Source organism: Kribbella qitaiheensis (genome assembly GCF_042657745.1).
GTDB lineage: Bacteria > Actinomycetota > Actinomycetes > Propionibacteriales > Kribbellaceae > Kribbella > Kribbella qitaiheensis.
In genome coordinates this window covers 1-12,152 of sequence record NZ_JBHSKE010000032.1, presented here as the reverse complement: position 1 = coordinate 12,152, position 12,152 = coordinate 1, and the positions used below count along the sequence as shown (strand labels likewise).

Below are 12,152 nucleotides of genomic sequence, written 5' to 3'. Positions count from 1 at the left end.
TTCGGGGAGTCTCACAGCAGGTCGCGCGGGAATGGTTTGGTTGGATATTCTTCCGATCGATGGCATACTCATTCATATGAGTCTCAAGGTCGCGATCGCCGGTGCGAGTGGATATGCCGGGGGTGAGCTGCTTCGCCTGCTGTCCGTGCACCCGGAGGTCGAGATCGGGGCGCTGACCGCCGGAAGCAGTGCCGGGACGACGCTTGGTCAGCATCACCCGCACCTGCTGCCCCTCGCCGGACGCACCCTGGTCGAGACCTCGGCGGAGACGCTCGCCGGTCACGACGTGGTGTTCCTGGCGCTTCCGCACGGGCAGTCCGCCGAAATCGCCGAGCAACTCGGCGAGGACGTCACCGTGATCGACTGCGGCGCGGACTTCCGGCTGATCGACTCCGAGGCTTGGGTGGAGTTCTACGGCGGCAAGCACGCCGGCCACTGGCCGTACGGTCTGCCCGAGCTGCCCGGCCAGCGGGAGAAGCTGCGCGGATCGAACCGCGTCGCAGTACCTGGGTGTTACCCCACCGTCTCCACGCTCGCGCTGCTCCCCGCGGTACAGGGTGGTCTCGTCGATCCCGGCCAACTGGTGGTGGTCGCGGTGAGCGGGACGTCCGGCGCGGGCAAGGGCCCGAAGGCGCACCTGATGGGCGCGGAGGTGATGGGCTCGGCGACCGCGTACGGCGTGGGCGGCGTGCACCGGCACACCCCGGAGATCGAGCAGAACCTGGCCGCGGTCACGGATGCGGCGGTCTCCGTCTCATTCACTCCGGTGCTCGCGCCGATGCCGCGCGGGATCCTCGCCACCTGTAGCGCACCCGTTGCCGAAGGCACCACCGCGCAGTCCCTTCGGCAGGCCTATGAAGATGCCTACAGCAACGAGCCGTTCATCGCCCTGCTGCCCGAGGGTCAGTGGCCCCAGACGCAGGCGACGCTCGGCGCGAACACTGTCCAGCTGCAGGTGACGCTGGACCAGCGGACCGGCCGCGCCGTGATCGTGGCCGCGATGGACAACCTCACCAAGGGCACTGCCGGCGCCGCCGTGCAGTGCATGAACCTGGCCGCGGGACTCGACGAGACCCTGGCCCTTCCCCTCGTAGGAGTAGCACCGTGACCCTCGCCGTCACCCCGCACGCCCAGGTCGATCGGAGCGCCGGAGTCACCGCGCCGGCCGGCTTCCGTGCGGCCGGGGTGATCGCCGGGATCAAGCCGGCCGGCAAGCCGGACCTGACCGTGGTCGTCAACGACGGACCGGACAACGGGGCAGCGGGCGTCTTCACCACCAACAAGGTGAAGGCCGCTCCCGTGCTCTGGTCCCAGCAGGTCCTCACCGCGGGCAAGCTGAAGGCAGTGGTCCTCAACTCGGGTGGCGCCAACGCGTGCACCGGACCCGAGGGGTTCCAGGACACCCATACGACCGCCGAAGAGCTCGCGGCGGTCCTGCAGGTCGGCGCGGCCGAGATCGGCGTCTGCTCCACCGGGTTGATCGGCGAGCGGCTCCCGATGGAGAAGCTGATCCCGGGGATCTCCCAGTGCGTCGACGCACTGGGATCGACTGCAGCGCACGGTCTCGCCGCGGCGACCGCGGTGATGACGACCGACAACGTGCCGAAACAGGCGGTACTGCGGCACCCGGACGGCTGGAGCATCGGTGGCTTCGCCAAGGGCGCCGGCATGTGCGCGCCGAACATGGCGACCATGCTGTCGGTGATCACCACCGACGCTGTGGTCGATCCGCCCCATCTGGACCATGTACTGCGGAACGCGGTCGGCAAGACCTTCAACCGGCTGGACGTGGACGGCGGCACCTCCACCAACGACACCGTGCTCCTGCTCAGCTCGGGCGCCTCCGGTGTCACGGTCGCGGCGGACGAGTTCGAGGCGGCTCTCACCGCCCTGGCTGCTGACCTGGTGAAGCAGTTGCAGGCGGATGCCGAGGGTGTCACCAAGCACGTCAGCATCACCGTGAACGGCGCGGCCACCGAGGCCGAGGCCGTCGCCGCCGCGAAGGTCGTTGCCGAGGACAACCTCTGCAAGACGGCCTTCTTCGCCTCCGACCCGAACTGGGGCCGGATCGCGATGGCCGTCGGCAACGCCCCGACCGCGTTCGACCCGGCGCTGCTCGACATCACCTTGAACGGCGCGGCGATCTGCGTTGCCGGTGGCAAGGGGGTGGATCGCTCCAAGGCCGACCTGAGCGGCCCCGAGATCGACGTGGTGATCGACCTGCACGCCGGCGACGCGTCGGCGACGGTGCTCACCACGGACCTGTCGCACGCGTACGTCGAAGAGAACTCGGCGTACTCGTCGTGACCACGACGAGTCCCACCACAGCGACCAGCCAGGCGTCCGCGGTCGAGAAGGCCGCCGTGCTCACCGAGGCGCTGCCCTGGCTGAAGGAGTTCCACGGCAAGACGATCGTGGTGAAGTACGGCGGCAACGCGATGGTCGACGACGAGCTCAAGCAGGCGTTCGCTTCCGACATCGTGTTCCTGCGGCACTGCGGAGTCCGGGTGGTCGTCGTGCACGGCGGCGGCCCACAGATCAGCGCGATGCTCGCTCGGCTCGGCATCGACAGCGAGTTCCGCGGTGGGTTGCGGGTGACCACGCCCGAGGCGATGGACGTCGTCGGCATGGTCCTGGTCGGCAAGGTCGGCCGGGAGCTGGTCGGTCTGCTGAACGCGCACGGCCCGTTCGCCGTCGGGATGTCCGGCGAGGACGCCGGGCTGTTCACCGCGGAGCGGCGGGGCGCGATGATCAACGGCGAGTCCGTGGACATCGGCCTGGTCGGCGACGTGGTCGACGTACGCCCCGAGGCCGTGATCGACCTGATCGACGCCGGCCGGATCCCGGTCGTCTCCACCATCGCCCCGGACGAGGACGGTCAGGCGCACAACGTGAACGCAGACACCGCCGCGTCCGCGCTGGCCGTGGCGCTCGGCGCGGAGAAGCTCGTCGTACTGACGGATGTCGCCGGGCTCTACCGCAACTGGCCGGAGAGCGAGGAGATCGTCACCCAGATCGACGCCGCCGAGCTGGCCGAGCTGCTGCCCTCGCTCGCTTCGGGGATGGTGCCGAAGATGGAGGCCTGCCTGCGCGCGGTCCAGTCCGGGGTGTCCCGGGCGACCGTGATCGACGGGCGGGTGCCGCACTCGCTGTTGCTGGAGATCTTCACCGACGCCGGAAGTGGAACCCAGGTGATCCCGTCATGACCGAACTGCTCACCGTCGACGGCACCGGGGCCGCGCTCACCGAGCGCTACACGAACGCCCTGATGAACACCTTCGGCGCCCCCAAGCGCGTCCTGGTCCGCGGCGAGGGCGCGTACCTGTGGGATGCCGACGGCCGCAAGTACCTCGACCTGCTCGGCGGGCTCGCGGTGAACTCGCTCGGCCACGCGCACCCGTTCGTGGTGTCCGCGGTGACGAGCCAGCTCGCCACCCTCGGCCACGTGTCGAACTTCTTCGCCTCCGCGCCGCAGATCGCGCTGGCCGAGAAGCTGCTGTCGCTGTTCGACGCCGAAGGCAAGGTGTTCTTCACCAACTCCGGCACCGAGGCGAACGAGGCCGCCTTCAAGATCACCCGCAAGACCGGCCGGACCAAGATCGTCTCGACCGTCGGCGCCTTCCACGGCCGGACGATGGGCGCGCTCGCGATCACCTGGAAGCCGGCGTACCGGGAGCAGTTCGCACCGCTGCCCGGCGACGTCACCTTCGTCCCGTACGGCGACGCGGCCGCGCTCGCCGCCGCGGTGGACGACGAGACGGCGGCGGTGGTGCTCGAGCCGATCCAGGGGGAGAACGGCGTCGTCGTCCCGCCGGACGGCTACCTGCAGGCCGCGCGGCAGATTACAGCCGAGCACGGCGCGCTGCTGTGGATCGACGAGATCCAGACGGGTGTCGGCCGGACCGGTGACTGGTTCGCCTTCCAGGCGGACGGGATCACCCCCGACATCGTCACCGTGGCGAAGGGCCTGGGCGCGGGGATCCCGATCGGCGCCTGCCTCGGGTTCGGCGCCGCCGCGGAGCTGCTCCAGCCCGGCAACCACGGCACGACCTTCGGCGGCAACCCGGTCGCGGCGATCGCCGGTCTCGCAGTACTGACCGTGATCGAGCGGGACGGCCTGCTCGCCAATGTGAATGCTGTCGGCAACCACCTGGTGTCTGCGATCGAGGCGCTCGAGCACCCGTTGATCGCCGGCGTCCGGGGTCGTGGGCTGCTGCTCGCCATCCAGCTGAACCAGCCGGTCTCGGATCAGATCGCCGCGCTGGCGCTGGAAGCCGGTTTCGTGGTGAACAACCCGATTCCGGACGCGATTCGGCTGGCGCCGCCGTACATTCTGAGCAAGGCTGACGCTGACAGCTTCGTCGCGGCTTTGCCCAGCATGCTCGACCAGGTGGAGGGCGTATGACCAGGCACTTCCTGCGGGACGACGATCTCAGCCCGGTCGAGCAGGACGAGGTCCTGACGCTCGCGCAGCAGATGGTGACCGACCGGTTCGGGCACCAGCCGCTGGCCGGGCCGCAGACCGTCGCGGTGATCTTCGACAAGACCTCCACCCGGACCCGGATCTCGTTCGCGGTCGGCATCGCGGATCTCGGCGGCGTACCGCTGATCATCGATGCGCAGACCTCGCAGCTGGGCCGGGGCGAGCCGATCGCGGACACCGCGCGGGTGCTCGACCGCCAGGTCGGCGCGATCGTCTGGCGGACCGCCGGTCAGGTCCGGATCGAGGAGATGGCCGGTGCCTCGCGGGTGCCGGTGATCAACGCGCTGACCGACGAGTTCCATCCCTGCCAGATCCTCGCGGACCTGCTCACCGTCCGGCAGCACAAGGGCGGCACGGCCGGCCTGAAGCTCGTCTACCTCGGCGACGGCGCCAACAACATGGCGCACTCTTATCTACTCGGCGGTGCCACCGCGGGCATGCACGTGGTCGTCGGCTCACCCGACGACTACCAGCCCGATGCCGCCATCCTTGCGAAGGCGGCCGAGATCGCCGCCACCACCGGCGGATCGGTGGCCTGGACGGCGGACGCACTCGAGGCGGTCGCCGGCGCTGATGTCGTTGCCACCGACACCTGGGTGTCGATGGGCCAGGAGTTCGAGGCGGAGTTGCGGGAGGCACCGTTCGTTCCGTACGCGGTGACCGAGCAACTGATGTCCAAGGCGAAGGACGACGCGATCGTGCTGCACTGCCTGCCCGCTTACCGGGGCAAGGAGATCGAGGCCGCCGTGATCGACGGCCCGCAGTCGGCGGTTTGGGACGAGGCAGAGAACCGGCTGCACGCGCAGAAGGCGCTGCTCGCCTGGCTCCTGGCGAGGAACTTCAGCTCATGACCATCGCAGTACCGACCACCAAGACCGCGCGTCAGCAGCGGATCGTCGATCTGCTCGGGCGCCAGCCGGTCCGCTCCCAGACGGAGCTCGCGGACCTCCTCGCGGGTGCCGGGCTGGTGGTCGGACAGGCGACCCTGTCCCGCGACCTGGTGGAGATCGGCGCGGTCAAGGTGCGCGACTCCGCCGGCCTCCTCGTGTACGCCGTACCGGGTGAAGGCGGCGACCGTACTCCGCGTGCCGGCGAGGCGGCCGCCTTCGAGGCCAGGCTCGGCCGGGTGGCGTCCGAGCTCCTGGTGTCTGCCGAGGGCAGTGCCAACCTGGTCATCCTCCGAACCCCGCCGGGTGCGGCCCAGTACTTCGCGTCGGCGATCGACCACGTGGGACTGGACGACGTACTCGGCACCATCGCCGGCGACGACACCGTGATGGTCGTGTCGCGCGACCCGGCCGGAGGCGAGGCCCTGGCGGCCCGCTTCCTGTCCCTGGCCGCCCGCAACGACTACAAACAGGACCATCACTCCGACGCCAAGTGAACTGAGGCAGCGCGGGGATCGGCCGGAAGAGCCGTCCCCTTTGACGCCCCATGCCCGGGCGCGAACACAGTGGTTGAGAGGATCGAGAGATGAGTACCGGAGAGAGCGCCGCCCTGTGGGGCGGCCGGTTCGCGGGTGGGCCTGCGGATGCGCTGGCGGCCCTGAGCAAGTCGACCCAGTTCGACTGGCGACTGGCTCCCTATGACATCGCCGGGTCGAAGGCGCACGCGAAGGTGCTGCACCGCGCCGGGCTGCTGACCGACGAGGATCTCACCAAGATGCTGGCCGGGCTCGACGAACTGCTGGCCGACGTGCTGTCCGGTGCGTTCCTCCCAGCGGAAGACGACGAGGACGTGCACACCGCGCTGGAACGCGGTCTGCTGGAGCGGCTGGGTGCCGAGCTCGGTGGCCGGCTGCGGGCCGGCCGGTCGCGGAACGACCAGGTCGCCACGCTGTTCAAGAGCTACCTGCGCGACCACGGCCGGATCATCAGCCGGCTCGTGCTGGACCAGGTGACCACCATCGCCGAGCAGGCCGAGAAGCACCTCGGCGTCGCGATGCCCGGCCGGACTCACCTCCAGCACGCGCAGCCGGTGCTCCTGTCGCACCACCTGATGGCGCACGCCTGGCCGTTGATCCGCGATCTCGACCGGCTGGCCGAGTGGGACAACCGGGTCGCCGCCGATTCGCCGTACGGGTCGGGGGCGCTGGCGGGCAGTTCGCTCGGGCTCGACCCGCAGTTCGTCGCGACCGAGCTGGGCTTCACCGACTCCTCGCCGAACTCGATCGACGGCACTGCCGCGCGCGACTTCGTGGCGGAGTTCGCCTTCATCACCGCGCAGATCGGCGTCGACCTGTCCCGGCAGGCCGAGGAGGTGATCATCTGGGCGACCAAGGAGTTCGGGTTCGTCCAGCTGGACGACGCGTACTCGACCGGCTCGAGCATCATGCCGCAGAAGAAGAACCCGGACATCGCCGAGCTCGCCCGCGGCAAGGCCGGCCGGCTGATCGGCAACCTGACCGGGCTGCTCGCGACACTGAAGGCGCAGCCGCTCGCGTACAACCGCGACCTGCAGGAGGACAAGGAGCCGGTCTTCGACTCCGTCGACACCCTCGAGGTGCTGCTGCCCGCGTTCTCCGGGATGATCCGGACGCTGCGCTTCAACACGGAGCGGCTGGAGGAGCTGGCGCCGCAGGGGTTCTCGCTGGCGACCGACATCGCCGAGTGGCTGGTCCGGCAGAAGGTGCCGTTCCGGGTCGCGCACGAGCTCGCCGGTGCCTGCGTCCAGGAGTGCGAGAAGCGCGGCATCGAGCTGTGGGACCTGTCGGACGAGGACCTCGCGGCGATCTCGCCGTCGCTGACGCCCGAGGTGCGCTCGGTCCTCAGCGTCGAGGGATCCGTTGCCTCCCGCAACGGCCGCGGCGGCACCGCCGGCCCTCGTGTCGCCGAGCAACTGGCCGAGCTACGCGGCCGCGCTGCCGCCCACGCCGAGCGCCTCGCCTAGGGCTCTGGGCACGGCGAACTAGAGTCGCTCCATGCCTGTACCTCGCGCGCTCTTGGCGGACCCGGTCCTCGAAGTCGCGCCGAGGCTGCTCGGCATGGTTCTGCGCCGCACCACCGACGAGGGCACCGTCGCAGTACGCCTCACCGAGGTCGAGGCGTACGACGGCCCGAACGATCCGGGGTCGCACGCGTACCGCGGGGAGACGGCCCGCAACGCGGTGATGTTCGGACCGCCGGGATTCCTCTACGTCTATTTCACCTACGGCATGCACTTCTGCATGAACGTCAGCGCCGGCCCGGACGGCCAACCGTCCGCCATCCTCTTCCGGGCCGGCGAGATCGTCGAAGGCGTCGAGTTGGCCCGCAAACGCCGAGGTCAACCAGACACTCCGCAAGTGAAGTTCAACCAGTCGACCGGCTTCAACAGGCCAGGGGGAGTGCTGCCGGGGAAGGTGCCGGCGAGTAGCCGGGTCAAGGCGGATCCGGACCGGGATCTGGCGCGCGGACCGGCACGGCTATGCGTTGTGCTCGGCATCGACCGGGGGGCGAACGGCTCGGACCTTCTGGACCCTGGGTCGCCCATCCAGCTCCTGGAAGGCCCGGGCTTCGAGGGCGAACCGTCCACCGGTCCGCGGGTAGGTCTCCGCGAGGCCGCCGACCGACCCTGGCGCTTCTGGATCCCCGGCGACCCCACGGTCTCCCCTTACCGCCCGCACCTCCCCAAACGCCGCTCCTAGCCCACCGGTCGGCCAGCGTTCACCGGTTGGCCAGCGCGACGACGTGCTCCAGCATGGGAAGTCCGTGCTCGACCTCGGGGTCCGGGAACAGACCGATGTGGTGCACCCCGGCCGCCTCCAGCGCCTCGATGTGCGTCGCTGCGTCGTCGAGCGTGCCGATCGGGCCGAGCTCTGTCCACCAGTCCTGCGGCATCGTGACGAGCCCCGGTACGCCGGACTCGGAGTACCGCTTCAGCAGGTCGTCGTAGAACGGCAGCGCGGGCAGTGCCGGGTTCTTCTGCTCGATCAGCCCGGCGAGCCACGGCGCGGTCCACTCGTACGCCGTCTTGCGGTCGCTGCGCACGCAGAACGCGCTGAACGCCGCGACGACGAACCCCTCCGGCGAGCCGGCCGCCTCGACCGCCGCCCGCACGTACGACGGGCCGGCCGGCTCCGCGAGCACGACACCTCCGCCGACCCGGCCGGCCAGGGCCAGCGACTTCGGTCCGCGCACGCCGAGCACGATCGGCGGCGGGTCGGCCGGCGGCTGGTCGAGCTTCACGTCCTGCAGGTAGACCACCTTGCCGTCCATGGTCACCGTCTCGCCCGCGAGCAGCCGGGTGACCGCGACGGTCACCTCCTCGAGCGTGGTCAGCGGCGACTTCGGCCGCACGCCCATCTGGTCCATCCACACCTGCACGCCATGCCCGATGCCCGGCAGGAACCGCCCGGGTCCGAGTGCGCACAGGGTGGCGAACTCCATCGCGGTGACAGCGGGGGTCCGGGCCACCGCGGGCACGATGCCGAGGCCGACGGTCAGCCGCTCGGTCACCGACAGCGCCGCGGCCACGAGGGACGGCCCAGCGGTGTAGAAGCAGTCCTCGATCACCCAGAGTTCGTCGGCGCCTCCTTCCTCGAGGCGCCGGGCGACATCCGTGACGAGCGCGGCGGGAAAAGTCCGGGGGAAGCACATCCCCAGGGCGGCAGTGGTCGGAGTCATATCGAGACAGTAAAGGTCGCCTGGGACAGTCCGGTGAGTGCGCGTACGAGCCCCCCGGACGGGTAGGTTTCCTGGCATGGCCCGTCCGCACTACTCCTCCCGCTTGGAGGACTGGTTCAACGCCGGCGTGCAGGCGATCCTGCGCCGGCGTGGCTGGCGGGAGCGGATCATCCCGCACGTCGGTTACGGCACTCAGGACTTCACCCGGGTGATGGCCCGCGTCGTGCTCAGCCGCGACCCGCGCAACCAGCCCCGGTACGACGAGGATCAGGTGGTGCGCGGCTGGCGGGTCTTCGTCACGGCGCCGGCGACCGGAGTGCAGGTGGCCGTCACGGTCGCCGGGGAGAGCTTCGAGGGGACCACGGACCGCGGCGGGTTCATCGACCTGAGCGTGCCGGTGGTGCTGCCGCCCGGCTGGCACGAGATCAGCCTGGGTGTGCACGGTGAGCGGCAGGCCCGCGGCAAGGTGTACGTGCCCGACCCGGACGCCACCTTCGGCCTGGTCAGCGACATCGACGACACGGTGATGCTGACGATGCTGCCGCGTCCGATGATCGCCGCCTGGAACACCTTCGTCCGCGACGAGCAGGCCCGCCGGGTCGTCCCCGGCATGGCCGAGATGTACGCCGAACTGCTCACCGACCACCCGGGCGCACCGATCTTCTACCTGTCGACGGGAGCCTGGAACACGGCGCCCACGCTGACCCGGTTTCTGGCCCGGCACGGCTACCCGGCTGGGCCGATGCTGCTGACTGACTGGGGACCGACCAACACCGGCTGGTTCCGCAGCGGCCGCGAGCACAAGCGCACCGCGCTGCGCCGGCTGGCCACGGAGTTCCCCAAGGTGCGGTGGGTGCTGGTGGGCGATGACGGACAGCACGACCCACAGCTGTACGGCGACTTCGCCCAGACGCATCCGGAGCACGTGCGGGCCATCGGCATCCGCCAGCTGACTCCGGCCGAGCAGGTGCTGTCCCACGGTCTCCCGGTGCCGAACCCGGACCCCGGTGCCCACGATCCCCATCGCCCGACGGCTGCCACCGTGCATGGCCCCGACGGACACGCCCTGGTCGCGCAACTGCGCGCAGTACTGTCACGGCCCGAGGCGACCTGACCCCTCCCGGCCCTCGGAGGCTGGAGCGGGTACAGGACACTTAGAGGTGATCCGACGTGACTCGAGGAGAACCCCAGTGACCGACAGCGGGACCGCAAGCCGCACCCAGGTGCTCGACGACCTGGACAGCCGTGGCCTGATCGCGCACTCCACCGATCCCGACGCCCTGCGAGCCGCGATGGCGGCCGGCCCGATCACCTCGTACGTCGGGTTCGACCCGACCGCGCCGAGTCTGCACATGGGCAACCTGCTGCAGCTCCTGACTCTGCGGCGGCTGCAGCTGGCCGGCCACAACCCGATCGGGCTCGTCGGCGGCGCCACCGGACTGATCGGCGATCCCAAGGAATCGTCCGAGCGGGTGCTGAACCCCAAGGACGTCGTCCAGCAGTGGGTGGAGAAGGTCCGCAGCCAGGTGGAGCGGTTCGTCGACTTCGACCCGTCCCTGCCGAACCCGGCGCGGATGGTGAACAACTACGACTGGACCAAGGACCTCAACACGCTCGACTTCCTGCGCGACATCGGCAAGCACTTCCCGGTTAACCGGATGCTCGGCCGCGAGGTCGTCAAGGCCCGGCTCGAGCAGGGGATCAGCTACACGGAGTTCAGCTACGTGCTCCTACAGTCACTGGACTACCTGGAGCTCTACCGGCGCTACGGGTGCACCCTGCAGACCGGTGGCAGCGACCAGTGGGGGAACCTGACCGCCGGGGTCGAGCTGATCCGGCGTACCGAGTCGGGGAAGGCGCACGCGCTGGCGACTCCGCTGGTGACGAAGGCGGACGGGACCAAGTTCGGCAAGACCGAGTCGGGCACGGTGTGGCTGGACCGGGAGCTGACCTCGCCGTACGCGTTCTACCAGTTCTGGTTCAACACCGACGACCGCGATGTGATGCAGCTGGTGCGGTTCTACACGTTCCGGACGGCTGAGGAAATCGCAGCGCTGGACCAGGCGACCACGGAGCGTCCCTACGCCCGTGAGGCCCAGCGGGTCCTGGCGGAGGACGTCACGACGCTGGTGCATGGCGAGGACGAGACCCGGCGCGTGCAAGAGGCGTCGAAGGCTCTCTTCGGACAGGGCGAACTGGCAGCTCTCAACGGGGACACCTTGGTAGCCGCGTTGCGTGAGGCGCCCCACGTGGAGCTCGCCGCCGGCGAACCCATGCCGACGTACGGCGACCTGCTCGTGAAGGCGGGTCTAGCGGCCAGCAAGTCGGCCGCGCGCAGGACCGTTGCCGAGGGTGGGGGGTACCTGAACAACGTGAAGGTGAGCGACGCCGAGTACGTGCCGGGAACGGACGACCTGCTGCCCGGCGGAGCACTGGTACTGCGGCGCGGGAAGCGTTCATTCGCAGGGGTTCTGGCCTCGCCGGCCTCGAGCTGACAGCCAGTCGCCGGGCGTCGTCGAGGTGCGGGATCACCCCCTGCAGCTCGAGGCCGGCGGCAAACTACAGCCGTGTGATCGGGTGCACCAGCTACCGATTTGACCGGCTACCTGCCCGCCACGTACTGTTCTTCTTGTTGGAGCGAGTGCGGGACGCGCAAGCGGCCGGACGCTCCGAACCCCCCAAAGCTAACCCAGGTCGAAACGTGCCCATCGGGCTCGGGTCGGCGGTTGAGGCGCGGGGTCAAGATCGGAACATCTTGGGGCTTGCCCCGATGGATCTGATCCGGTAGAGTAACGCAGGTTGCCCCGGAGTCCAGGCCGAAAGGCTGGGGATGCGGTGTGCGTCCGATTCTTGAGAACTCAACAGCGTGCCGAAAGTCAATGCCGAAATACAGTTTTATCCCCGTTCACGGCATTGGATGATCTTGTCCACCCTGGTCCTGTCTGGGATTTTGGGTGTTGGGTTGTCTTTTGTTTGTGGCGGATTCCTTTGAATAAGAATGATTCAAGTCAGTTTGATTGTTTCTGAGATATCCAGAGGATCTACTCGATGTGTTGACTCTCCGC

11 protein-coding genes are annotated in these 12,152 nt (G+C 69.3%); 10 read left to right on the top strand and 1 reads right to left on the bottom strand.

What is annotated here, in order from left to right:
• The first annotated feature begins 76 nt into the window (after positions 1 to 76).
• The 8 genes from argC to ACFPJ1_RS22160 all read left to right on the top strand — a co-directional run bounded on the left by argC (position 77) and on the right by ACFPJ1_RS22160 (position 8,108).
• A complete protein-coding gene (gene argC / locus ACFPJ1_RS22195) occupies positions 77 to 1,108 on the top strand; it encodes an N-acetyl-gamma-glutamyl-phosphate reductase (RefSeq protein ID WP_380106604.1) in 1,032 nt (343 codons plus the stop codon).
• A complete protein-coding gene (gene argJ / locus ACFPJ1_RS22190; RefSeq protein WP_380106602.1) occupies positions 1,105 to 2,307 on the top strand; it encodes a bifunctional glutamate N-acetyltransferase/amino-acid acetyltransferase ArgJ in 1,203 nt (400 codons plus the stop codon). The genes argC and argJ overlap by 4 nt, the downstream gene beginning before the upstream one ends.
• Positions 2,304 to 3,206 (top strand): acetylglutamate kinase, encoded by a 903-nt coding sequence (gene argB / locus ACFPJ1_RS22185; RefSeq protein ID WP_380106600.1) that lies wholly within the window; start codon positions 2,304 to 2,306, stop codon positions 3,204 to 3,206. Before argJ ends, argB begins: the two co-directional genes overlap by 4 nt.
• Complete coding sequence (locus ACFPJ1_RS22180) at positions 3,203 to 4,405, top strand: acetylornithine transaminase (protein WP_380106598.1); 1,203 nt, start codon at positions 3,203 to 3,205, stop codon at positions 4,403 to 4,405. The genes argB and ACFPJ1_RS22180 overlap by 4 nt, the downstream gene beginning before the upstream one ends.
• Entirely contained in the window at positions 4,402 to 5,334 is a 933-nt protein-coding gene (gene argF / locus ACFPJ1_RS22175) for an ornithine carbamoyltransferase (protein WP_380106596.1), read from the top strand. Before ACFPJ1_RS22180 ends, argF begins: the two co-directional genes overlap by 4 nt.
• Positions 5,331 to 5,867, top strand: coding sequence for an arginine repressor (locus tag ACFPJ1_RS22170; protein WP_380106593.1), 537 nt, complete (start codon positions 5,331 to 5,333; stop codon positions 5,865 to 5,867). Before argF ends, ACFPJ1_RS22170 begins: the two co-directional genes overlap by 4 nt.
• Before the next feature lie 89 nt (positions 5,868 to 5,956).
• The gene (gene argH, locus ACFPJ1_RS22165) at positions 5,957 to 7,372 is read left to right on the top strand and encodes an argininosuccinate lyase (protein WP_380106591.1); all 1,416 of its coding nucleotides are present in this window, start codon (positions 5,957 to 5,959) and stop codon (positions 7,370 to 7,372) included.
• 31 nt (positions 7,373 to 7,403) lie between these two features.
• Positions 7,404 to 8,108 carry a DNA-3-methyladenine glycosylase gene (locus tag ACFPJ1_RS22160; RefSeq protein ID WP_380106589.1) on the top strand — a complete coding sequence of 235 codons (705 nt, stop codon included), beginning with the start codon at positions 7,404 to 7,406 and terminating at the stop codon, positions 8,106 to 8,108.
• A 19-nt stretch (positions 8,109 to 8,127) separates the two neighbouring features.
• Here ACFPJ1_RS22160 and ACFPJ1_RS22155 read toward each other — a convergent pair whose 3' ends face one another.
• The gene (locus tag ACFPJ1_RS22155; RefSeq protein WP_380106587.1) at positions 8,128 to 9,087 is read right to left on the bottom strand and encodes an LLM class flavin-dependent oxidoreductase; all 960 of its coding nucleotides are present in this window, start codon (positions 9,085 to 9,087) and stop codon (positions 8,128 to 8,130) included.
• Between the two features lie 76 nt (positions 9,088 to 9,163).
• Between ACFPJ1_RS22155 and ACFPJ1_RS22150 the strand changes: the two genes are divergently transcribed.
• Together ACFPJ1_RS22150 and tyrS are read left to right on the top strand one after the other, a co-directional pair.
• Complete coding sequence (locus tag ACFPJ1_RS22150; protein ID WP_380106585.1) at positions 9,164 to 10,201, top strand: App1 family protein; 1,038 nt, start codon at positions 9,164 to 9,166, stop codon at positions 10,199 to 10,201.
• A 76-nt stretch (positions 10,202 to 10,277) separates the two neighbouring features.
• Positions 10,278 to 11,582 (top strand): tyrosine--tRNA ligase, encoded by a 1,305-nt coding sequence (tyrS, locus tag ACFPJ1_RS22145; protein WP_380106583.1) that lies wholly within the window; start codon positions 10,278 to 10,280, stop codon positions 11,580 to 11,582.
• The last annotated feature ends 570 nt before the right edge of the window (positions 11,583 to 12,152 follow it).

Excerpts from the sequence above, each read along its gene's own strand:
- ACFPJ1_RS22180 (WP_380106598.1), top strand. The coding sequence starts at position 3,203 with ATGACCGAACTGCTCACCGTCGACGGCACCGGGGCCGCGCTCACCGAG.
- argF (WP_380106596.1), top strand. The coding sequence starts at position 4,402 with ATGACCAGGCACTTCCTGCGGGACGACGATCTCAGCCCGGTCGAGCAG.
- ACFPJ1_RS22160 (WP_380106589.1), top strand. The coding sequence starts at position 7,404 with ATGCCTGTACCTCGCGCGCTCTTGGCGGACCCGGTCCTCGAAGTCGCG.
- ACFPJ1_RS22155 (WP_380106587.1), bottom strand. The coding sequence starts at position 9,087 with ATGACTCCGACCACTGCCGCCCTGGGGATGTGCTTCCCCCGGACTTTT.
- ACFPJ1_RS22150 (WP_380106585.1), top strand. The coding sequence starts at position 9,164 with ATGGCCCGTCCGCACTACTCCTCCCGCTTGGAGGACTGGTTCAACGCC.
- ACFPJ1_RS22170 (WP_380106593.1), top strand. The coding sequence starts at position 5,331 with ATGACCATCGCAGTACCGACCACCAAGACCGCGCGTCAGCAGCGGATC.
- argH (WP_380106591.1), top strand. The coding sequence starts at position 5,957 with ATGAGTACCGGAGAGAGCGCCGCCCTGTGGGGCGGCCGGTTCGCGGGT.
- argC (WP_380106604.1), top strand. The coding sequence starts at position 77 with ATGAGTCTCAAGGTCGCGATCGCCGGTGCGAGTGGATATGCCGGGGGT.